The following is a 21313-nucleotide window of genomic DNA, read 5'->3' as shown; positions in this document are numbered from 1 at the left end:
TCAATCACCGTAGGAAGGCATTCGTATCCGGTGGTGCGGCTGGGCTTCAAACCCAGTTGAGGGCGTCAGACGTTCTCAGGTCGGTTCGACTCCGGCTGCCTTCCGCCATGAGCCCTCATTCCCCCTAAACACGCGCCAATCCACGCGAGAAAGCCGCCGGAGCCAGGAGCGCTTGAGTCGGCCGCTTCGCTGCACGGGGCGGTAAAGCGCCGCCGCAAGGCACGCAGCTTGCGGCGATCACCATGTGCGCGGCTGATGGTGCATGAGATGTCTCTTTCGGAGGTGAGCATGAAACCTATAACCAGGCTATTTTTCGCTTCGGCTCTCGCCACGGCCTTATCGGCGATGGCATACGGGCAAGCCGTCAACGTGGCGGGTGGAATCGCAAAGCCCGGCGCGAGCACCGGTTCGACAAAGACCTTGAACGAAGCGGGTTACGGTTCGCCGGGCGACACGCGCACTGATGCCGGAACCGCTATCGGCGTTGGCGCGGCGGGTAACGGCCCGACGACGCCGCGCTCCCATAGCGCGAAAACCAACGGACTGAATAAAGGTACAAACAGCGGCGCGAACAGCGACGTCAACGGCCGGCCCGGCGGCTTGCGAAACGACCACTAGTCCCCGCATTTTCAGCGCTTGCGCCGGGGGGCGCCTGGAGTGCCGAAACGGTCCCGCCCTTCGCAAGCCCCGCGTCGGCGCCGCCGTCGAACATATCCGGGAGACGCATCGAAGACTTCGAGATGTCCCCGAAGTAAAGCGGCAGTTGTCGATATCAAGCGGGCCATCCAGGATCCGGACCGGCGGCACAATCCCACTCCCGCATGGAGCGAACATGGCGATGTGCGTGCGAAGCGCGACCGGGCGCGCGAGACAGCCAGAACCAACGCCAACTCCCGTCTCGTCGCCTGATTCGAAGCGGCTCGCTGATAGATTGAATGCAGCGACATCCGGTCGGTGCCGTACATACGACAGCAGTCCAACGCGCGACGATTTCAACATCCCATCTACGCTTGGGATTCAGCTGTCCAGTCTCGCTCAATCAGGTGCCCACTGCTTTTGTCAGGCTGAAGAGGAGTGGTCGATGAAAAATGGTCTTCATACCGCAGAGAATCGGCGACCTGGCGTTTTCGCCAAAGCGGAATTGGTGCGTGTGAAAACCCGGTGGCTACCGTTTGGGATGACACCGGAATTTCCGATGTACGAATCTGGCGGCGACTTCGACCCCACCCGTTTATGGCCCGGCCGAAAACGCGAACTTCGGACGTTCCTGTTTCTGATCCTGTCGTGCTGCCTGAGCGCCGCGCTTGCGGCGCAAAAGGCGGAATCCACCGATGCCACGCAGGCGCGCCCTAAGGCCGCTCACCACGCGGGTCTTGATCGCTCCGGCAAGACGCGCAAAGGCAAGGCCTCGTACTACGGCCGGAAGTTCTACTCGAAAAAGATGGCCGACGGTTCGCGCATGGATCCGCAATCCAACGCGGCCGCGAGCAAGACTCTGCCGCTTGGCACCAAGGCCCGGGTCACGAATCTGGAAAACGGCAACAACGAGGTGGTCGAAATCAAGGATCGCGGCCCTTACGTCAAGGATCGCATCGTCGATGTGTCGCCCCAAACCGCCGACAAGCTCGGATTGAAAGAAAATGGCACCGCCCCCGTCGAAGTCAAGCCGCTGGCAGTTCCGCAGTCCGACGGCAGCGTGAAGCCCGGCGCAGGCGCCGCGGAAACGCCGCGTGGCAAGCCGTCGGCCGACTCGCGCGATCGCCGTTCGTCGAATTGATATGGCGTCACGATGACGGCGGGACGTTTCTCGTGCGGACAACGTCTCCGTTGTGCGTCCTTCGAAAAAGCAAAACCGCCGCTCGCTGAAGCCGCGTTGCATCAGTGCCCGCTGCAGAAAATAGCCGTGAGAAAGAGCGGGACGACCTGCCGGATGACAGCGTCGCTGCCGGTCTCGCGGGCGCGCGCTTCGACCGCCTCGACAGAGCCGATTACGACAGCGCCATACGACGACTCCTTAATGGGCTCGCCGCTTCCTTCCTTGAACATTGCGTCGTCGGGCTCATAGCCGAGAACGGCGTAGACACGAAACCCGAAAGCCGTCAGGTCGCTGCCTTGCGCCGGTCGAAACGCATTGACCGAGTTCGCTTCGACGCGCATCGGATTCGGATCGATTGATCGGGCGCTTACCAACGGCGCGATGAACGCATGCGCGTTCGATTTGCAGTCGAGTTGGGCATCCAGCGCCTGGGCGCGGCACACGCCTGGATCGAGCCCCAGGCCGAGTACCGCAAGCACGGTTAGCGTGTTGAGAGCGATGCGGGTCATGATCGAGGTACCGCCGATACTGTCCATCGAACCCTCTCATGTCGGGCAGGAAATGTCTGTACGGTAGCGACCATGACCGGTAGCTCACGTCCCTGCTGCCGCTTCCGCACCACGGCGGTGCCGGTTGCAGCAATGTGAACCCGGTGTCCTCGACGCGGTTGCCTTCGACGGGTCCGAACGTCAGCTTACAGACTTACGCCGTTGTCCGTGTGACGCGGCTGTTGCAGGCCGCGTTCAGTTCTTCGACTGTTCGCCGAACGTCGAGAGCGTCGTGGAACGCCTGGTGATCCTTGAGATCAACTCGTCCAGCCGCGACAGGAACAGTCTGACGATCGGCGCCGTATTGCCTGGGCTGTAGCCCACGACGAGTTCGATGGTCGGCGCTTCGCTTTCCAGCGGCCGGCTGACGACGGACCACGGCATCAGGTTTTGCACATAGGCCGGTATCAACGTGACCGCACGCATCGAAGCAATCAGCGACATCACCATCGCCGGGTTGTCCACCCTTTGCACGACGTCCACTTCGACGCCCGACTTCGCCAGATAAGCGTCGATCACCTGTCTCAGCACCTTGGCTTTGTCCGCCATCGCGATGAACGGCTCGTGGCGTAGCTCCTCCGGGCGCACCGTTTTGCGCGCGGTCAACGGATGATCGCTCGGCATCAACACGACGAGCGGCTCGTCGCCGACGACCTTGTACTCGAGACCGTATCCGGGCTCAGCCCGCATGAACGCCACGTCGAGCTTGCCGTGCGCCAAAGCGTCGGCCAGTACCGTCGAATAGTCGCTGGAGACCGTCACCTCGATGTTCGGCAACTCCTCACGCAACAGGTGCATCGCGTCGGTGAGCCAGGTCATTTCCTGGCCGGTCAGAAAGCCCACGGCAAAGCGCGGCTTGGCCGGCAGGGCGGCGCGCCGTGCCGCTTCGACCGCTGCGTCGACCTGGGCCATCGCGAGCCGCGCATGATCGAGGAAGGCCTTGCCTGCCTCGGTCAGTTCGACGCCGCGCGCACTGCGAAGCAGCAGCTCCGCGCCAACCTGATCCTCCAGATCGCGGATTTGCCGGCTCAGCGACGGTTGTGACGTGTGCAATCGGTTCGCAGCCGCTTCCGTAAGGCTGCCGGTTTCGGCGACCGCAATGAAATACCGCAAGTGACGCAGTTCCATAGTGTCTCACCCCATGCCTGTCAGGCATGCGCCCAAGCTTCGAAAGTCTTTTTCATCGACGCGTGAAGCTCCTAGATTAACTCCTGTAGCCACTTTTCTCCGCTGTGAACGCCGAAAGCCTCATGCGCCGCAGCGATACCCTACAGGAGTTTCTCATGAACAGCCCCGTCGTTCTCATCACCGGCGCGCTGACCGGCATCGGCCGCGCCACCGCCATCGCTTTCGCTCGCTCCGGAGCCCGGCTCGTCGTTTCCGGCCGTCGTCCAACCGAAGGTGCCGCCCTCGAAGCCGAACTGCGCGAACTGGGCGCCGAAGCCTTCTTCGTGCAGGCCGACGTGCGTCATGACGACGAGGTCCGCAGCCTCGTCGATCAGGCCGTTTCCCGCTTTGGCCGGCTGGATGTCGCCGTCAACAATGCCGGCACCGAAGGCACGCCTGGCCCGATAACCGAGGTGTCGGCAGATAGCTATGCCGCTACTTTCGACACCAACGTGCTCGGCGTGCTATTGAGCCTCAAGCACGAACTGCGGGTCATGACGGCCCAACGCTCAGGCAGCGTGATCAACATCTCGTCGACCTATGGCCACGAAGGTGCAGCGTATGCCGCCATCTACGCGGGCAGCAAGCACGCGGTCGAAGGGCTCACCAAATCGACGGCGCTCGAAGTTGCTGGCACGGGCGTGCGCGTCAATGCGGTCGCGCCAGGGCCAACGGACACCGGCATGCTCGATCGCTTCACCGGCACGCCGGAGAGGAAAGCGAAGCTGGTGGGCGCCGTTCCGCTCGCGCGCATCGGCAATCCATCGGACATCGCGGCGGCCGTGCTTTATCTGGCGTCCGAAGGCGCGGCTTTCGTGACCGGGCAGATCGTCACGGTCGATGGCGGCAAGACCGCGGGCTGATCCGCACTTTCCTAATCCCAAACGTGCGAAGCGAGGAGCAGCAGATCATGAGTACATTGACTGGCAAGACCGCGTTGGTGACCGGCGCATCGCGCGGCATCGGCCGCGCTAGCGCGCTGGCGCTGGCGAAGGCAGGCGCGCAGGTGCTCGTGCACTACGGCCGGGGTGCGCAGGAAGCCGACGCCGTAGTCGCCGAGATACGGCAAGCGGGAGGCACATCCGAGAAGATCGCCGCGGACCTGCGCGCGGCCGACGGTCCTCACGTCCTCGCACAGCGCACGCGCGCAATCGTCGGCGGCCGCCTCGACATACTGGTTGCGAATGCCGGCATCTCGGGCGCGGTGGCGATCGAAGAAACGACGGTCGAACATTTCGACAACCTGTTCGCAGTCAATGTGCGCGCGCCGTTCTTCCTGGTTCAGCAACTGCTGCCGGTGATGTGCAAAGGCAGCAGCATCGTGCTGCTCTCGTCGCTGGCTGCGCACGCGGCACTCGGCACGCTGGCGGCGTACGCGGCCACCAAGGGCGCGATCGACACGCTGGTCAAACACTTCGCCGCCACGCTCGGCGAACGGGGCATTCGCGTCAACGCCGTCGCACCCGGCGTCGTGCCGACCGATATGTCCAGCTTCGCGAAGACTGAGGCAGGGCGCGATTTCGCGATCGGTATGCAGGCGCTCAAGCGTATGGCGGAACCCGACGATATCGCCGCGGCGGTGGCATTTCTTGCGTCCGACGAAGCCCGCTGGATCACCGGCGATACCTTGCACGTGGACGGCGGATCGAAGCTTTGATCCGCCAACGCGTCCCAGTCTCTTATGGAGAGAACTCATGAAGCTTTATCACGCCAGCGGCTCGCCTAACTCGCGCCGCGTTCGCATCCTGATCGCGGAGAAGGGGCTCGACATCGAGCTTGTTCCCGTCGATCTCGGGACCAGGGAGCAGTTCTCCGACGCCTACCGCGCCGTCAACCCGCGGGCGGTCGTACCGACGCTCGTGCTGGACGACGGCACGGCAATCGGCGAGACGCCCGTCATCATGCGCTACCTCGACGACGCATTCGAGCAGGTGCCGTTGTTTGGCATGACGGCCGAGGAAAAGGCCGTCGTCGCCATGTGGGAGCGGCGTGCGGAAATTGAAGGATTTGCAGCGGTGATGGAAGGTGTGCGCAACGCGGCAGCCGGGCTAAAAGGCCGCGCCGTTTCCGGGCCCCACGGATACGAACAGATTCCCGAACTGGTTGAACGCAGCAAGCGGCGCGTGGCGAACTTCTACGACGATCTCGATGCAAGACTGTCGAGCGTCCCGTTCGTCGCCGGCGAGCACTACACGGCCGCCGACATCACGGCGTTGGTTGCAGTGGACTTCGCTATCCGCGCATTCGCAATGCCGATCGTTGATCAACATGCCGCCATCAGGCGATGGTACGAGCGGGTTTCAGTCCGCCCGAGCGCGATGGCTTGACGTGTCCTTTGCTCTGCCGGGTCGAGCTTCCCGGACATGGGGAACCTACGCGCAGATGATCTTCTCAAGGCTTCATCGCATGGGCTTCTCGAAGCGGCTCGACGATCAACGCGCCTCGCCGCACTCTGCTGATTTGCGTACTTCTCTAACGCTGGGGGGCGTGTATCGGCCAGGCTGTCGAGAAAAATGCGCTGATTTCCGGACGAACGTTGATTCACCCTGCCATTAGCGATACCCTGAATCGTTCGTGGTCGTCGAATGCTGGTTCAACCCGGAGACAACCGTTTCGTGAAGCGAGCATGGGCTTTCTCCTGCATCCTCGCCTTGAGCGCGATCCTCGGGGGATGCGGCAAGGGCGGATCGCAGAACGCTACTCAGGAAGCGGGCGCGTCCGCGGCTCAGCCAGGGCAGGCGGCGAGCGAGACACCTGTTGCATCGGGCGCGCAGGGGCGGAGCGCGCCGGTCGCCATCACCAGGGCGCAGTTGCCGGGGGAAGCGGTGGAAACACTGCGCCTGATCAAAGCGGGCGGCCCATTCCCTTTTAGCGAGGACGGTGTCCTGTTCCGCAACAGCGCGGCGTTGCTGCCGGAGCATCCGCGCGGCTACTACCACACCTACACAGTACGCACGCCTGGCTCGACGGATCGCGGGCTGCGCCGCATCGTATGTGGTGGACCGCGCAAGCAGACCGGCGACTGCTACTACACCGACGATTACTACGTCAGCTTCAAACGCATTACTGAATAACTTGAGGCAATGAAAAAAAAGCCCCGGGCCTCCAGTCAAGGAGGTGCCGGGGCGTCGTGTTTTGAGAGACCGTGCCGCGATGGCACGATCAGTGGCAGAGGGTAGTGAGCATTCCCATGGCGATTCCCGCCAGGCACATAATCGTGTCCCTGTTTCGTCATGCGAAGTATTTCAAATTGCCTCGCTCATTAGCACGCCTCGCTCCGGCCATTGGAAGTCGGGACCATCGTCGCGCTTCCGTTGGCGCTGCGCGTGCAACCCGGTTCTCGACGCTCGCAGGGCGTGCCCGCGACCACGCGTGCTTTTCATCCTGCCCCGGCAAGCAACGCAAGCCGCTTGCCGGTGCACGACTCAGCCTACCGTCAGGCCATCATGAGGCCACGTCGAAACGGTCCAGGTTCATCACCTTGGTCCAGGCCGCAACGAAGTCCTCGACGAACTTCTGTTTGGCATCGCTGCTGGCATAGACCTCGGCCAGCGCGCGCAGCACGGCGTTGGAACCGAACACCAGGTCGACACGGGTGCCGGTGTACTTCACTTCGCCGCTCCTGCGGTCACGTCCCTCGAACAATTCGGCCGTCGCGTCGGTGGCCTTCCACTCGTTGCGCATGTCGAGCAGGTTGACGAAGAAGTCGTTGCTGAGCACGCCGACCCGGTCGGTCAACACGCCGTGACGGCTGCCGTCGAAATTGGCTCCCAGCACACGCAAGCCGCCGATCAACACGGTCATTTCCGGCGCAGTCAGCGTGAGCTGCTGGGCCTTGTCGATCAACCGGGTCTCGGTGGTGGGGCCGCCCTGCTCCTGGCGGTAGTTGCGGAAACCATCGGCGGAAGGTTCGAGGAGCTCGATCGCTTCGACATCCGTCTGGTCCTGACGGGCATCGACCCGGCCCGCCGCAAACGGCACCGCGATTTCGACACCCGCCGCTGCGGCAGCCTGCTCGATGCCGACCACGCCCGCCAGCACGATCACGTCGGCCAGCGAAATCTTGCCGGACGCTTGCTGGATGGCTTGCAGCTTCGGCAGCACGGCGGCGGCGATCCGGTTGACTTCCCAATCCTTCTGCGGCGCCAGCGCGACCCGCGCGCCATTGGCGCCGCCGCGTTTGTCGCCGCCGCGGAAAGTCGCGGCCGATGCCCACGCCACCGAGACCAGTTCGCTCACCGACAGTCCCGCCCCGGCGATCTTCGCCTTCACGTCGGCGATGTCGGCCGCGCTTGGATTGTGAGTCGGCGCCGGCAGCGGATCTTGCCAGAGCAGGTCTTCCTTCGGCACTTCCGGGCCGAGGTAGCGCGCCTTCGGTCCCATGTCGCGGTGCGTCAGCTTGAACCAGGCGCGCGCGAACGCTTCACTGAAAGCCTGCGGGTCCGCGAGGAAGCGGCGCGAAATCTTTTCGAACTCGGGATCGAAACGCAGCGTGAGGTCGGTGACCAGCATGGTCGGCTTGCGCTTTTTCGACGGATCGAACGGGTCGGGGATGATCTCCGGCGCGTCCTTCGCTTCGAACTGGATCGCGCCGGCCGGGCTGCGCGTCTGCACCCATTCGAACTTGAACAGATTTTCGAAGAAGTGGTTGCTCCACTGCGTGGGCGTTTGTGTCCAGATCACTTCGAGGCCGGACGTGATCGCATCGGCGCCGGCGCCCTTGCCGAGGCTGCTGGCCCAGCCGAGGCCTTGTGCTTCGAGCAGCGAGGCTTCCGGATCGGCCCCCACGTGGTCGGCCGAACCCGCGCCGTGGGTCTTGCCGAGCGTGTGGCCGCCGGCGATCAGCGCGACGATTTCCTCGTCGTCCATTGCCATGTTGCCGAACGTCGCGCGGATGGCCGGCGCGGCCGACACCGGATCACCGCTCGCATTCGGGCCTTCCGGGTTGACGTAGATCAGGCCCATCTCGGTGGCGGACAGCGGGTTCTTCGCCAGCGTCTCCGGGTTGCGGTGGGTGAGCCACTTGCTTTCGTCGCCCCAGTTCACATCCTGATCCGGTTCCCACACGTCTTCGCGGCCCGCGCCGAAACCGAAGGTGCGAAAACCCGCGTTTTCCAGCGCCACGTTGCCGGCCAGCACGATCAGGTCGGCCCACGAAATCTTCTGGCCGTATTTCTGCTTGATCGGCCACAGCAGACGGCGCGCCTTGTCGAGGCTGACATTGTCCGGCCACGAGTTCAGCGGGGCGAAGCGCTGCTGGCCGCGACCCGCACCGCCGCGACCGTCGACCATGCGATAGGTGCCGGCGCTATGCCATGCCATGCGGATAAACAGACCGGCGTAGCTGCCCCAGTCGGCCGGCCACCACTCCTGCGAGTCGGTCAGCAGGGCCTTGATGTCGCCCTTGAGCGCGCTGTAGTCGAGCTTCTTGAACTCGTCGCGATAGCTGAAGCTTTCGCCCAGAGGATTGGAGCGGTTGGAATGCTGGTTCAACAGGTCGACGCGCAACTGATTGGGCCACCAGTCGCGGTTTCCGGTGCCGCCGCCGGCGACCGGCCGGGGCGCCGCGTGAAACGGGCATTTGGCTTCTTCGGGGGTGGGCGTGTCGATTGGTGTGCTCATGGTTACTCCATTCGCTGTGGGGATCTGGCTAATATAACTGTTACCGGTGACACGCCCGATTGAGCGTGCCAATGCGGCCGATAGTGGGCTGCGGTTAACCAGGCGCGGCCTCGATTACGAACCGGACAGCATCAACTCTCCACTCCCATAGCGCCTTTGCGGACGATGTTCATCAAATGGCCACAATGCGGCGAACTGTGTCTTCGAGGTGCCGACCGATGGTTGCAAACTCAGGATGCAATTGACCTGGCGCGTTGAGATGATAACTCCGGTTATCGCTGCAATGTCGGTTGGGAAGGCAGGCAGGAGCGGCGATTGCTAAGGGCAATTTTCAAAGGGTAGGATATTGCCGCCTGAATTGCCACGGGGTGTTTGTTGGCATTAGCGATCGCTGATCCGCTCATTATGTGGTGAATGAATGAGCGGCACGGAAGGGAAACTTCCGAAGCCTGGCAAAGGGAATGCGGCTTAATCAAACGTGAAGCGACTCTCGCGTGAATGCGAAAAATGCGACGCGTGATTTCCTGAAACCCGACCCGCCGCAGATCAGCGGCGTTACTCAAAAGTCTTCTGCACGGCACGCCGTTTGCGCATCCTCAGTACCGGCCCCTCTGCGCCGGTGCGCGCGTGACGGCATGCAACGCATCCGGTCCGCGGCGCCCATCCTCCCCGACATTGGAGCGACAGATGAAAGCGCTTTGCTGGCATGGTAAGAAAGACATTCGCTACGACACGGTCGCCGACCCGACGATCGAGCATCCGCGAGACGCGGTGATCAAAGTATCGAGTTGCGCAATCTGCGGCTCCGACCTGCATCTGTTCGATGGCTTCATGCCGACCATGGAGTCCGGCGACGTGATGGGCCACGAGTTCATGGGCGAGGTCGTCGAAGTGGGGGCGGAGAACAGAAAGCTGAAAGTTGGGGACCGCGTGGTGGTGCCGTTCACCATCGCGTGCGGTGAATGCGAGCAGTGCAGGCGAGGCCTGTTCTCCGTATGCGAGCGGTCGAACCGCAACAAGGAAAAAGCCGACAAGGTGTTTGGTCACGCGACTGCCGGCCTGTTCGGCTACTCGCATCTGACGGGCGGCTATCCCGGCGGACAGGCCGAATACGTACGCGTCCCCTATGCGGACGTGACGCCCGTCAAGGTCCCAGATGGACTGACGGACGAACAGGTGCTGTTTCTCGGCGACATCTTCCCGACCGGCTGGCAGGCCGCGATGCAATGCGATATCCAGCCGACAGACACGGTCGCGATATGGGGCGCGGGACCTGTCGGCCAGTTTGCGATTCGCAGTGCGATATTGCTTGGCGCAAAACAGGTCGTGGTAATCGATCGTGTGCCGGAGCGCCTGGCCATGGCGACGCTTGCGGGTGCGATTACGATCAACTTCCAGGACGAGAGCGTCGTCGAGCGGTTGAACGAACTGACCCAGGGCAAGGGGCCCGAAAAGTGCATCGACGCGGTGGGCATGGAATCGCATGCGAGCAGCTCGCTCGATGCCATCTACGACCGCGCGAAGCAGGCCGTGATGCTCGAGACCGACCGTCCTCATGTTCTGCGCGAAATGATTTATGTGTGCAGGCCGGCGGGAACACTGTCCATTCCCGGTGTCTACGGCGGATTGATCGACAAGATTCCGTTCGGCGCCGCGATGAACAAAGGGCTCACTTTCAGAATGGGCCAAACGCACGTCAATCGATGGACGGACGATCTGCTTCGACGCATCGTCGAAGGTCAGATCGATCCTTCGTTTGTCATCACCCATAGCGTGCCGCTCGAAAAGGGCCCGGATATGTACAAGACGTTCCGCGACAAGGAAGACGGTTGCATCAAGGTGGTCTTGAAACCTTGACGACGTCGCGGGCCGATAGAGCCACGCCGGTGATGCCTTTCCATTTCAGATCATCCTCGTAACACGAATGGCGCTATGCGCGCCCAACTATAGGCGGAGCTTCCATGTACTCTGATATCGCAGATCAGTTTTCCTCGCGTCAACGTGACACCGTCGTCGAAACCGCCTTCGATTGCAACACCGAAATCTTTTCGGGGGTCGCAAGGTTTGTCGAACTCAACCTGCAAACGGTAAAGACATCGTTGTCCGAGCAGCAGGCATTGGCCGACGCGGCACTTTCCGCCCAATCGCTCAGTGAGGTGATCGATCTCCAGTCCCAACGATTCCCGGCCGCCATTAAAAAGAGCTTTGCCTACTGGCGTCACGTCGAAGACATTGCCGCGCAAACTCGAATCGGGCTATTCACCGCGATGCAGTCGCACTTCGACAACTCTCTGAACACGTTCACGGACATTGTCGAGACGGCATCCGCAGAAACGGTCGCTCAGGAGCAGAGCGCCGAGTCGAGCCTGCTTGTCACGTCGGAACCCGTTGTCGCGGCCGCCGAGCAGGTGGCGATCGTCGACAGCTCAGGCAAGGTGGTTTCATCGGGCGACGGTCATAGCGACTTGCACTAAAGCCGGCTCGGCGCGCCCACGAACGGGCGCGCCGAATGCCCTTCATTGGAGTTGACGCCGGCGTTCAGGCCGCCGTGTGATGAAGCGATTCCCTCACCATCGCTGACGACTCAACGCGTTGGCGACGCATGGGAACGATTGTTGCGCTTGCTCCGTAGCCGTCCTACGCCAACGCTACCAGTGAGAGAAAACCCATGACCGCCGAATCAGAAAACCGCCACCGTCCGGACGATTCGACCGGCAGCCAGAGCGAACGTCTTTTCAACGGAGCGCCAATACGCGTGCTCGTGGTGGACGATTCACGTGCGTCCGCCGATGCGCTGAGCGCCTACCTGCAAGCCGGCGGGATGAGCGTACGGACCGTCTATCACGGCTCGGACGCATTGCGGGAAGCCAAAGCGTGGATACCCGACTGCATCGTTCTGGACGTCGCGATGCCCGGACTATCGGGCATAGGCGTGGCGGCCGCGCTCAGGCGAATCGAGACGACCGGAAAAATCCCGCTGCTGGCCTATACCGCATTCGATACCGCCGACCGCATCCGCGAAATGAAGGAGGTCGGTTTCGATGTCGTCTGCCGCAAGCCTGCTGAATTGACTCAGCTCGAAGGCATGATTTTCAAGCTGGTCAGTCATGAGGCCGTGGATGACTTTCGGGTTGCGTCATCTCCAGCGGAATTCGTGCCGCCGGATGCAGGGCTGGACACGCTCGATCGACACTAGCGCGGCAGAGAACGGGCAAAGGCATGGGTCCGCGACCGGGCATAGCGGTTGCTGGCTGGAGAGAGTCAGCCGTGGCAAACAAAGCCAACGGCATCACCGAGGAGATCAGCATGGAAGCGACGAAACAAGGCAACACAGAAACGGGCTCCGGCCCGCAGGATGCACTGGTCATTCTCGAGGCCGACCATCGCGCGGTTGAAAAATTGTTCAAGGCGTTCGAAAAAGCCGAGGACGACGATCTCGACGCCAAAGCAACACTCGCGCAGCGCGCATGCGAGGAGCTGACGATTCACGCGATGATCGAAGAGGAGCTGCTGTATCCCGCGGCCAAAGAAGCCCTGCCGGATAGCGACCTGATCGACGTCGAGGAAGCCTATATCGAGCACTTCCTTGTCAAGACCCTGATCGCGAAGTTCGAGACGATGAAGGCAGGCGACAAGGGCTTCGACGCGACCTTCAAGGTGATGAGCGAGATGGTGGGCCACCACGTCGAGGAAGAAGAGGACGAACTCTTTCCGGAACTTCGCAAATCCAAATGCGATCTGCGCGCGCTCGGCGTCAAGATTGCGAAGCGCAAGGAGGAGTTGCAAAGCAAGCTCGATGCGGTGGGCAGCAAATTGGTCGGCGACAAGACCGCGATACTTTGAGCATCACATCGCTACGGTATATCGCGGACGCTAACCGGAAATAGAAAAATCCATGACGCTAGAGCAGCGGCTGCGCAGCATGCGCAAGACGATGCGTGACATGTTCGGGATCACCCGCTTGCGCGCTGGTCAGGAAGACATCATTCGCAGCGTGCTGGAACGGCGCGACACGCTGGCGACGATGCCGACAGGTGCCGGCAAATCTCTGTGCTACCAGTTGCCGGCATTGCATCTCGACGGGACGACGCTGGTGGTGTCGCCGCTGATCGCGTTGATGAAGGATCAGGCGGACAAACTGTTGGCAGCGGGTATCGACTGTACGCTGGTCAACAGCACGTTGCGCCGCCGTGAAGAACGGGACGCGTTGCAACGCATCGTCGATGGCAGGAGCGGTATCGTTTTCGTCACGCCGGAACGGTTGGCGCAGCCCGCGTTCATGAAGGTGTTGCAGGCGGGGGGAGAACACAGCGTGGGTCTGGTCGTGGTCGACGAAGCGCATTGCGTGTCGCAATGGGGCCACGACTTTCGGCCGGCGTTCCTGCAGATTGCCGGCGCCGTCAAGGCGCTCGGCCAACCGCCGGTGCTCGCGCTCACCGCGACCGCGACCCAGCCGGTGCTCGACGACGTCACGCGTTCGCTGGGACTGCGCGATCCACGCATCGTTCGCACGGGGACGTTGCGCGAGAATCTGCGTTATCGCGTCGTGCAGGTCAGCGTGGGTGGCGGCAAGGACGGCGCCGAGCGGGCTGCGCAAACCAAGCGCGAGCAGTTGCGAGAGGTAATCGCGGCGAACGCGGGTAGCGGCATTATCTACACGGCGACGGTACGCGACGCCGAGGACATTTACGCGTGGCTCGCGGAAGCAGGCGAATCGGTGTCGCGTTATCACGGCAAGCTGAGTCCGGGCGCTCGCGACGCGGCCCAGGAAGCGTTCATGTCGGGCGCCACAAGGCTGATGGTCGCGACCAACGCGTTCGGCATGGGCATCGATAAAGCCGACATCCGTTTCGTTATCCACTACCAGATGCCGGGCAGTCTCGACGCTTACTACCAGGAGACGGGCCGGGCCGGCCGCGATGGTGAACCGGCCGACTGCGTGTTGCTGTTCGATCTGAACGACCGCCGCATCCAGCAGTTCTTTCTCGCGGGCAGGTATCCGAGCGTCGAACTGGCGCAGCGTTTGTATGACACGCTCGCGGCGCGCTGCAAAGACGCGCCGGAAGGCACCACATTCGTCGAACTGAAGGACGCGCTGCCCGACGTGGGCCGCGGCAAACTGGAGGTGGCGCTCGGCATGCTGGTCGACGCGCGAATAGCGAGGCGTGACAGGCAGCGGCGCTATCATCCGCGCGCACGCGATGGCGCGCACGAAAGCGCGCATGATGCCGTGACGAAAGCCGCCGCACAATTCGAGGCCATGAGCGTTCATGACAAGGAAACGCTGCAACAGATGATCGACTACGCGCAGAGCGGCCAATGCCGTTGGCGCACGATACTCGCGTACTACGGCGACACACCTTCGATGCAACGCTGCGGCGTTTGCGATAACTGCGTGAGTCCACCGCAAATCGCGCCGGTGGAGCGGTCGATCGCTGTCGGCGATACCTTGTTCGACGCGGAGGTAGCGAGCGGGTTATCGAAGCCGCAACCGTGGTCGCCGGGCGACGCGGTGCGTGTGCCGAGGTTCGGCGCCGGCGAGGTGGCATTGGCGAGCGGCGAGCAGGTTGCGATCGTGTTTCCCGACGGCAGAACCCGGACATTCATGTCGAGCTATGTGAAGGCGGCTCGCCGCGCGGCTTAGCGAAATGACAGCGAGTCGATTACCGGACCTGGCTAAAGCAGCGCAACCGCACTGTCTTTGAACGGGCCGCGCTCACACACCTTTCGCGATGGCTTTGCGCGCGGCGACACCTAACCACGCGGTGATCCCCGAGCGGCTGACAATGCCGACCGTCCGGCGCGGCCCCAGCACAATCGCTCCGACACATAACGCTAACAGCAGCGTTACGCGCGGCGTTTCTGCGAGCGATGCCATCACGCTGGTCACGCTCGACTGCGCCTGCCCGCGCACGACAGGGACCGAAGGTGGAGGGCGGTTCGCTGCGAGCAAGGCCTCGCGCGATTCCGCCATGCGTAGGAGGATAGCCGCCTGGGCCTCTCCGTTGTTGCGTCCATGATTCATCGCAGCGCCTCCTTCAGCGTGTCGAGGTCATCGCGCAGCTCTCTCTGCAGAACATGGAACGATCGTCCGGGCTTCTGCGAGCGTACGACGAGCAACGAGATGATGGAGAGACCCAGCCACATCGCGGCAACGCCCCACACGACGGGCAGGAAGTAAGGCGTTCCCCACGCCGTTGCGATCACCGCAATGCACACGAATGAAAGCGTGAAAAGACCGGCGACGGCGAGGGCGACAAGTGCGCTCAATTCGCGCACGAGCCGTTTCCTCGTTTCCTCCAGCTCGACGCCGAGGAGTTCGCCATAATCGGTGGCCCGTTCGACACAGAATCTGCCGACGTTCCGCCACTGTGTGACTTTCGAACGCATGGACATTCCGGACTCCTCGAGATGGCTTGTTCTGCAAACGTACGGCGCGGTGACACGTGTCGGGGCGATCGTCTGTACCTCGGCGGGTCTTGCCGAAGGACAGACGTGCACGGCCTTAGTCCCGATCTCTCCAGTCGCTCCGTCCGTTATCGGGGCGCGCGCGATTCGTTGCACGTAACGCGCCGAGAATAAAGCCGACGCCCGCGGCAATCGCCAATGCTGCAAACGGCCGCTCCAGCGTCGATTCGCGAACCACGTCGGCGAGATCGGCATAGAGTTGCTGCGCCTTGCCGCTCAACTCTTTTGCCTTGCCGCTGACTTGCGCGCCAGCGTCGCCGAGCAGATCGCCGGCGGCTTGCTGCACGTCGCCAACAGCCTCGCGTAGAGCGCCTTCCCCTTTCGTCGTTTCCATTGTCTGCTCCTCAAGTAAATGCGATCAGGCTGCATAGGAAATGCACCTGCGTGAATGTCGAGCCCCTGCCGTGATGTAAAGGCGTTGGCTCGACGGGCGGGTCGCCGTGCCGAATACTGCGCAAATGTCGGGCCCGGCGTGCCCGTTGGTTGAAACGGTTGAAACGAACGCGCTCGACGAATCACTTGCGGTTTTGCGTTCACCTCTTTGCTGTCAAATCAACCACCTATGCTGAGCGTCGTTTCCGACGCTGCCGGCTCGCTCTTGAGCCGCAGCACTGCACCGGTGCCTTGCAACTCACTGCGTCCTATTACATCGTCCGGACTCAGACTGCGGCCGCACGTCGGGCAACCGGGCGTCATTTCGGCAAACAGTTCGTCTTCTCCGTCATATGTGCCGTCGCGAGTCAGTTTGCGTAGCCACGCCCGGTGCCAACCGGTTCGAAACGCGCCCGCGTCGATGGTCTGGATGAGGGCGCCGCGATGTCCGCATGGGCATTCGACGTAAGTGAAAATCCGGGTTTTCATGGCGGCCTCCTGCCGGTTTTCATCGACGCCGCATGAACCGGGCCACGAACCGGATCAGCCAACCGCTTTTCAGCGCGGAACAGGCACGAGTCATGCGGTATATCTGGTGGCAGTGCCTGACAAACCGCACGGAAGATTGCTTCACGCGCGATGAATCGGCCACGTCAAGGCGACCGCACTCCAGACATTGAGCGGTCGAAGCGAAGAAGAAGAGGGAGAGGAACCATGCTCGGCGTCGTTATTCCGGCCCATAACGAGGCTGCCTTTATTGGCTCGTGCGTGCGCTCGGTCATCCGCGCGGCGAAGCATCCGGCGCTTGCCGGTGAAGAGGTCAGGATCTTCGTCGTGCTCGATAGCTGCACCGACGGAACCGGCGACGTCGCCAGCGCGCTCGACGCACACGTCCTGCTCGTCGAGACTCGCAACGTGGGTGTGGCGCGCGCGACCGGCGCCGCCGCCGCGCTGGCTCAAAAGGCACGGTGGCTCGCATTTACCGACGCCGACACCATCGTCGCGCCGGACTGGCTGGTCGAACAACTACGCTGCAACGCCGACGCGGTCTGTGGCGTCATCAGCGTAGGCGACTGGAGCGGCCATAGCGATGCCGTGCGCGAGAACTTCGTGACCACGTATCACGACGTCGACGGACATCGCCATATTCACGGCGCCAACCTCGGCGTGTCCGCGAAAGCCTATGCGCTGGTGAAGGGCTTCCAGCCCCTCGCATCGAACGAAGATGTCGCGTTGGTGAAGGCGTTGATTGCCGCCGGCGCGACGATTGCATGGAGCGCCGCGCCGCGCGTGACCACGAGTGCCCGACTGGATTCGCGGGCACCGGGCGGATTCGGCGACGCATTGCGCAAGGTCAGCCGCCGCCTCGCGACGACAGGGCTGCCCGCAGCGGCGCTCACAGACTGCGGAAAGTGAAAGCGGAAATGAAAAAAGTAGCCGTGCGTGAATCGCGCGGCAATTGTCGAGTGTGGATCAACCACTAAATTTCACACGCTCTGGGGAAGAAACGCTATGGCGCAGAAAGCGGTTAGCAACAGGAAGGTGCCTGACTTCAAAAGTCGGCAGACCGTGCTTACGGCACTCCGTAATACGAAGATGGCCCGATCGGCGCATGCGTATGTACGCGGCAACACGATGCAATTCTACGAATGGCTCGAAACCAGTCACAGCCAGCTACTGCCCGAAGGTCCCGCAATCTGGATATGTGGAGACTGCCACACGGGCAATCTCGGCCCTGTAGCCGATGCGCAGGGTCGCGTCGAAATTCAGATCCGCGATCTGGATCAGACGGTCATCGGCAACCCGGCACACGATCTGATCCGGCTTGGCCTGTCGCTGGCCACTGCGGCGCGCGGCTCCGACTTGCCCGGCCTCACGACGGTTCACATGATGGAAGCGCTCGCCGATGGATATGAACGCGCGCTCGAACGCGAGTTGAAGGGAAAGGAAGTCGATCTGGCAAAAAAGCCGGAAACGGTGCGCGTCGTCATGCAGGAAGCGGTGCGTCGTTCGTGGAAGCACCTGGCAGTCGAGCGCCTCGAAGACACCACGCCGACGATACCGCTAGGCAAGCGCTTCTGGCCGCTCACGAAAGAGGAAGCGACCGGCATAGCGGCGTTGTTCGAGAAGGGTTCGATAAGCCAGCTCGCGACCAGTCTGCGCGGGCGCAAGGATGACGGCCGGGTGTCGGTGCTCGATGCCGCCTATTGGGTCAAAGGGTGCAGCTCGCTCGGCCGCCTGCGTTATGCGGTTCTGCTGGACGTCGACGGTGGAGTCGTTGAAGGAGACGATCTCTGCCTGATCGACATCAAGGAGGGATTGAAGGCAGCCGCGCCGCGCTATGCGGGCACGCGCATGCCGAAGGACAATGCCGAACGTGTGGTGGAAGGTGCACGGCATCTATCGCCGTTTCTCGGCGAGCGGATGCGCGCGGACCGGCTGCAGGATCGTTCGGTGGTGATCCGCGAGTTGCTGCCTCAGGACATCAAACTCGAGATCGATCAACTGAGTCAGACCGAAGCGATGGAGGTCGCGCGCTATCTGGCGCAGGTGGTCGGTAAAGCGCATGGACGGCAGATGGATCACGGCACGCGTGCCGCGTGGCTCAAGGAAGTACGGCGGGGTCGTTCGAAAACCATCGACACGCCGTCCTGGCTCTGGAAAAGCGTGGTCGAACTTCTCGGCAGTCATGAGGCTGCCTATCTGGAGCACTGTCGCCGTTACGCGTTGGAGGCGGCCTAGAGTCACCACCGCTGTACGTTCGCGGCACTCGGCGTCTTCAACGCTTCAACGAGAAGGCGCGCGCTTGAGTTGCTTCGCGGCATGTCCGCGTCGCTCAACGTCGCGCTTTCTTTCTCTTCGGCTTCGGCTTCGGATTCGGCGGCGTCAGTGCCGCCGTCCAGAATGCCGAGGTGCCGCGCTTCGCCGCTGCCGTTGCGTGACCTCTGGCGGAGCCGGCTACCGCGTTGGCTCCGCTTAGCCACATGCTGAGAAAGGGATTCTTCTTGGTCCATGGATTTTTCATGTTCGGCTCCATCGAGTAAGCATTGCCAGGGCCGCGCCGTCAGCAGCGAGATGTTGACGACGCGCGGCCAGCGACTTCAGTTAGGGACGCGTGTCCGGAAGCGGGCCTGTCCGCTCGCCGGGCAAGGACGACGGTGCGCCTTCCACGCGCTCGACTTCGACTTCCGTGCCTTTCAACGTTTCATTGACCGTCTCCACGCGCTCCGACGCTTCCTTCCCGACCGTCACTTCCTCGACCACGTGAGCGGTCTTGGACACGACCGCGTGTTCCGCCGTTTCGCGCACTTCGACCGATGCGGCCTTGAGATCTTCGGCTGTCGCAATACGGTCCACTGGGTGCCGTTCGATCGTGGCATGTTCTTCGCGCAAAGTGACCGCCTCGCTGACGGGGGTGGCCGTGGCGCGTGAATAGACCCGCACGCCGCCGGTCTGTACCTCGCGTTTGCCCACTTCGAGCGACTCGCGTACTACGGCGAACGACTGGCGCTCTGCTGCCGTTTCGTCGGCGGAGTATTGCGCGGCACTCGGGTCGTATCCCTTATAGCCCGTGTTTTTCCATTCGGAGACGCGCTCTTCGATATCCACCGCGCCGGCTTCATGCAATGTGGACCGAACCGCTCTCATCTGCGCTTCGTCGAGCACCGTCACCGTCAGGACAGCGCCGCCACGGCGCACGGCTTCCTGGTAGTGGCCGACCTCCTCCGGTTGCTCGTCGTTGCCGAACAGGTTGCTGAAGAAGCGCGCGATTTTGCTCGCCGGACCTTCGTCCGTGTGCAGCGCGGGTTGCTCGACCGCCGGGTCTTCCACGAGCGGGTCGCTGATCCGGCCGTTCGCGTGAACTTCCATATGGCTTCGGTCGATGCCGCTTTGCGTCAGCTTTTCAACCGCCCGATCGGCCTGCTCAAATGAATCGAATACACCTACAAGGACTTCCGACATTTTTAGTACTCCAAGAGTGTGAGTGGCTTGACCTCAGCCAGAATGACCTGCTGTTCTTCAAAACGCCGACTGCTCACCATCTTCGGAGGACGGTGCCGCGGGTTGCGCGATCCAGTCTCCATCGGTTCCGGTTCGCCGCTCCACGACGAGCTCCTGCCGTTGCACTTCGGCCTCGTGCACGCTCGCTACTTCAGTTGTTTCGAGGCCGATGCGGACTTCTTCCTTCAGCATCAATTTCATTTCGGTCACCGGAACATATTCGAAGACCGGGACGATCAGAACATCGCCTTGACGGAACGGTTCGAACTCGGAATCGACAAACCGGTTGACGGGCACACGCTCGATCGTGACGGCGCGGCGCTGCAGTACCACCGGTATTTCCGTCAGCTCCTTGTGGACAATGGTTCGAACGCGGACCGTTGCCGTTTCCTGTTCCGCGACATCGACCCGCAGCCGCTGCTCGACGGCGGTGACGCTCGTCGGCGCAGCGGTCTGTGTGGCGGCGCGGTTGGCTGCTTCCTTGCTGTCGGTCATCGCAGCTCCATGGGTCGCCAATAGCGCCGATCAACGGGCCGGTTGCGCCGGCGTCGCGCGGACCGGTTGGCGGCGCGCGACGACGTCATCGCTCGATCCGCCGCCGGCTTCTTCGAACGGCGGTTGATGGCGAAAGCCTGCATGACCCGAAACGATGGAGATGATCGCGCCGACCAGCAGTGCGGCAAACGAAAACCACGACGCGCGCGCTACGCCGCGTGCCGCGGTGTCGGCGGCCTGACGTGCATCGGCTTGCGCTTGCGGACTCGACGCTTCAGCGGTGGCAGAGGCAATCGCGCCCTGCGCCCGTTGCGTCAACGAGTTGGTCATCGCGCCCACGGAACCCGACGGACTGGCCGCCGCGCCGACTGTCGCGCCGGTCGACGCGAGGCTTCCCGCGGCGCTGACAGCGCTTCCGATCAACGACGTGGCGCTATACACCACGAGGAGAATCATGACGGCCCACGCCAGCAGGCCGTGAAGCCAACCGAGCACGGGCGCGCAGCGACCCGCGAAGTAGGAGCCGATAAACACCGCGATGACCGTCATCACGATCAGATAGGCGCCGGACCCGAAACCAAAACCTTGCAGCGGGTTGGGGCGGGACAGTGGAGAAAGCGCGGACATTCCGATCGCCGCGCCGAGCACACTGAGGATGAGATAGACGGTCAGGGAAAGAATGACGCCCGCGATGACGGAACCCCATGACACACGGGGTAGACCGCCCTGGATAGTGAGGAGTCTCATAGATATACCTGCAAGGTTGCAATGCGTGGAATGACAGGAGCGAAGGCTCCGTTTAGTGGCAATCTGATAGCGCAAC

24 protein-coding genes and 1 tRNA gene are annotated in these 21313 nt (G+C 62.5%); 14 read left to right on the top strand and 11 right to left on the bottom strand.

Annotation, left to right across the window (positions count from 1 at the left end; genetic code table 11):
- The first annotated feature begins 12 nt into the window (after nucleotides 1–12).
- From BGI01S_RS30375 to BGI01S_RS24095, 3 genes are all read left to right on the top strand, one after another.
- Nucleotides 13–108, top strand: a tRNA-Sec gene (locus BGI01S_RS30375).
- Between the two features lie 159 nt (nucleotides 109–267).
- Nucleotides 268–618: a hypothetical protein gene (locus BGI01S_RS24100; protein ID WP_232624435.1), complete on the top strand. Its 351-nt coding sequence runs from the start codon at nucleotides 268–270 to the stop codon at nucleotides 616–618.
- Between the two features lie 463 nt (nucleotides 619–1081).
- Nucleotides 1082–1777, top strand: a complete 696-nt coding sequence (locus BGI01S_RS24095) for a septal ring lytic transglycosylase RlpA family protein (protein WP_232624436.1) — start codon at nucleotides 1082–1084, stop codon at nucleotides 1775–1777.
- A gap of 101 nt (nucleotides 1778–1878) precedes the next feature.
- On the opposite strand, the gene BGI01S_RS24090 is transcribed toward BGI01S_RS24095, so the two are convergent.
- Both BGI01S_RS24090 and BGI01S_RS24085 read right to left on the bottom strand, forming a co-directional pair.
- Entirely contained in the window at nucleotides 1879–2325 is a 447-nt protein-coding gene (locus BGI01S_RS24090; RefSeq protein ID WP_042328639.1) for a hypothetical protein, read from the bottom strand.
- A gap of 234 nt (nucleotides 2326–2559) precedes the next feature.
- Nucleotides 2560–3492 (bottom strand): LysR family transcriptional regulator, encoded by a 933-nt coding sequence (locus BGI01S_RS24085; RefSeq protein ID WP_042328592.1) that lies wholly within the window; start codon nucleotides 3490–3492, stop codon nucleotides 2560–2562.
- 155 nt (nucleotides 3493–3647) lie between these two features.
- Between BGI01S_RS24085 and BGI01S_RS24080 the strand changes: the two genes are divergently transcribed.
- The 4 genes from BGI01S_RS24080 to BGI01S_RS24065 all read left to right on the top strand — a co-directional run bounded on the left by BGI01S_RS24080 (nucleotide 3648) and on the right by BGI01S_RS24065 (nucleotide 6605).
- The gene (locus tag BGI01S_RS24080) at nucleotides 3648–4394 is read left to right on the top strand and encodes an SDR family NAD(P)-dependent oxidoreductase (RefSeq protein WP_042328591.1); all 747 of its coding nucleotides are present in this window, start codon (nucleotides 3648–3650) and stop codon (nucleotides 4392–4394) included.
- Nucleotides 4395–4441: 47 nt separating this feature from the next.
- Nucleotides 4442–5188, top strand: a complete 747-nt coding sequence (locus BGI01S_RS24075; protein ID WP_042328590.1) for an SDR family NAD(P)-dependent oxidoreductase — start codon at nucleotides 4442–4444, stop codon at nucleotides 5186–5188.
- A 37-nt stretch (nucleotides 5189–5225) separates the two neighbouring features.
- On the top strand, nucleotides 5226–5858 hold the full coding sequence (locus BGI01S_RS24070; protein ID WP_042328589.1) for a glutathione S-transferase family protein: 633 nt from the start codon (nucleotides 5226–5228) through the stop codon (nucleotides 5856–5858).
- Between the two features lie 288 nt (nucleotides 5859–6146).
- Complete coding sequence (locus tag BGI01S_RS24065) at nucleotides 6147–6605, top strand: ribonuclease (RefSeq protein ID WP_042328638.1); 459 nt, start codon at nucleotides 6147–6149, stop codon at nucleotides 6603–6605.
- Nucleotides 6606–6975: 370 nt separating this feature from the next.
- On the opposite strand, the gene katG is transcribed toward BGI01S_RS24065, so the two are convergent.
- On the bottom strand, nucleotides 6976–9153 hold the full coding sequence (gene katG / locus BGI01S_RS24060) for a catalase/peroxidase HPI (RefSeq protein WP_042328588.1): 2178 nt from the start codon (nucleotides 9151–9153) through the stop codon (nucleotides 6976–6978).
- A gap of 687 nt (nucleotides 9154–9840) precedes the next feature.
- Here katG and BGI01S_RS24055 point away from each other — a divergent pair.
- The 5 genes from BGI01S_RS24055 (at nucleotide 9841) to BGI01S_RS24035 (ending at nucleotide 14797) form a co-directional block, all read left to right on the top strand.
- Entirely contained in the window at nucleotides 9841–11010 is a 1170-nt protein-coding gene (locus tag BGI01S_RS24055) for a zinc-dependent alcohol dehydrogenase (protein WP_042328587.1), read from the top strand.
- Between the two features lie 104 nt (nucleotides 11011–11114).
- Nucleotides 11115–11627 carry a phasin family protein gene (locus BGI01S_RS24050; RefSeq protein WP_042328586.1) on the top strand — a complete coding sequence of 171 codons (513 nt, stop codon included), beginning with the start codon at nucleotides 11115–11117 and terminating at the stop codon, nucleotides 11625–11627.
- A 194-nt stretch (nucleotides 11628–11821) separates the two neighbouring features.
- On the top strand, nucleotides 11822–12349 hold the full coding sequence (locus tag BGI01S_RS24045) for a response regulator (protein WP_042328585.1): 528 nt from the start codon (nucleotides 11822–11824) through the stop codon (nucleotides 12347–12349).
- Nucleotides 12350–12459: 110 nt separating this feature from the next.
- Complete coding sequence (locus BGI01S_RS24040; protein ID WP_042328637.1) at nucleotides 12460–12996, top strand: hemerythrin domain-containing protein; 537 nt, start codon at nucleotides 12460–12462, stop codon at nucleotides 12994–12996.
- Between the two features lie 52 nt (nucleotides 12997–13048).
- A complete protein-coding gene (locus BGI01S_RS24035; protein WP_042328584.1) occupies nucleotides 13049–14797 on the top strand; it encodes a RecQ family ATP-dependent DNA helicase in 1749 nt (582 codons plus the stop codon).
- Nucleotides 14798–14869: 72 nt separating this feature from the next.
- Here the strand turns inward: BGI01S_RS24035 and BGI01S_RS24030 are convergent, their stop codons facing one another.
- The 4 genes from BGI01S_RS24030 to BGI01S_RS24015 all read right to left on the bottom strand — a co-directional run bounded on the left by BGI01S_RS24030 (nucleotide 14870) and on the right by BGI01S_RS24015 (nucleotide 16482).
- Nucleotides 14870–15178: a hypothetical protein gene (locus BGI01S_RS24030; protein WP_042328583.1), complete on the bottom strand. Its 309-nt coding sequence runs from the start codon at nucleotides 15176–15178 to the stop codon at nucleotides 14870–14872.
- Complete coding sequence (locus BGI01S_RS24025) at nucleotides 15175–15549, bottom strand: phage holin family protein (RefSeq protein ID WP_042328582.1); 375 nt, start codon at nucleotides 15547–15549, stop codon at nucleotides 15175–15177. Before BGI01S_RS24025 ends, BGI01S_RS24030 begins: the two co-directional genes overlap by 4 nt.
- Before the next feature lie 109 nt (nucleotides 15550–15658).
- Complete coding sequence (locus BGI01S_RS24020) at nucleotides 15659–15955, bottom strand: CsbD family protein (protein WP_042328581.1); 297 nt, start codon at nucleotides 15953–15955, stop codon at nucleotides 15659–15661.
- A 218-nt stretch (nucleotides 15956–16173) separates the two neighbouring features.
- A complete protein-coding gene (locus BGI01S_RS24015; RefSeq protein ID WP_042328580.1) occupies nucleotides 16174–16482 on the bottom strand; it encodes a hypothetical protein in 309 nt (102 codons plus the stop codon).
- A 225-nt stretch (nucleotides 16483–16707) separates the two neighbouring features.
- Here BGI01S_RS24015 and BGI01S_RS24010 point away from each other — a divergent pair, with 225 nt between their 5' ends.
- Both BGI01S_RS24010 and BGI01S_RS24005 read left to right on the top strand, forming a co-directional pair.
- Complete coding sequence (locus BGI01S_RS24010; protein ID WP_042328579.1) at nucleotides 16708–17409, top strand: glycosyltransferase family 2 protein; 702 nt, start codon at nucleotides 16708–16710, stop codon at nucleotides 17407–17409.
- 96 nt (nucleotides 17410–17505) lie between these two features.
- Nucleotides 17506–18735 carry a DUF2252 domain-containing protein gene (locus BGI01S_RS24005; RefSeq protein WP_042328578.1) on the top strand — a complete coding sequence of 410 codons (1230 nt, stop codon included), beginning with the start codon at nucleotides 17506–17508 and terminating at the stop codon, nucleotides 18733–18735.
- A gap of 2 nt (nucleotides 18736–18737) precedes the next feature.
- Here BGI01S_RS24005 and BGI01S_RS24000 read toward each other — a convergent pair whose 3' ends face one another.
- From BGI01S_RS24000 to BGI01S_RS23985, 4 genes are all read right to left on the bottom strand, one after another.
- Nucleotides 18738–19007 (bottom strand): hypothetical protein, encoded by a 270-nt coding sequence (locus tag BGI01S_RS24000; RefSeq protein WP_042328577.1) that lies wholly within the window; start codon nucleotides 19005–19007, stop codon nucleotides 18738–18740.
- A 91-nt stretch (nucleotides 19008–19098) separates the two neighbouring features.
- Nucleotides 19099–19956, bottom strand: a complete 858-nt coding sequence (locus tag BGI01S_RS23995) for a YsnF/AvaK domain-containing protein (RefSeq protein WP_042328576.1) — start codon at nucleotides 19954–19956, stop codon at nucleotides 19099–19101.
- Nucleotides 19957–20013: 57 nt separating this feature from the next.
- Nucleotides 20014–20490: a YsnF/AvaK domain-containing protein gene (locus tag BGI01S_RS23990; RefSeq protein WP_042328575.1), complete on the bottom strand. Its 477-nt coding sequence runs from the start codon at nucleotides 20488–20490 to the stop codon at nucleotides 20014–20016.
- 30 nt (nucleotides 20491–20520) lie between these two features.
- A complete protein-coding gene (locus BGI01S_RS23985; RefSeq protein WP_042328574.1) occupies nucleotides 20521–21237 on the bottom strand; it encodes a hypothetical protein in 717 nt (238 codons plus the stop codon).
- Between the last annotated feature and the right edge of the window lie 76 nt (nucleotides 21238–21313).

Origin of the sequence: Paraburkholderia ginsengisoli NBRC 100965, from assembly GCF_000739735.1 — a bacterium.
Lineage (GTDB): Bacteria > Pseudomonadota > Gammaproteobacteria > Burkholderiales > Burkholderiaceae > Paraburkholderia > Paraburkholderia ginsengisoli.
Note: the sequence above shows the minus strand (reverse complement) of the source record. Positions and strands in the feature narration are given on the sequence as shown.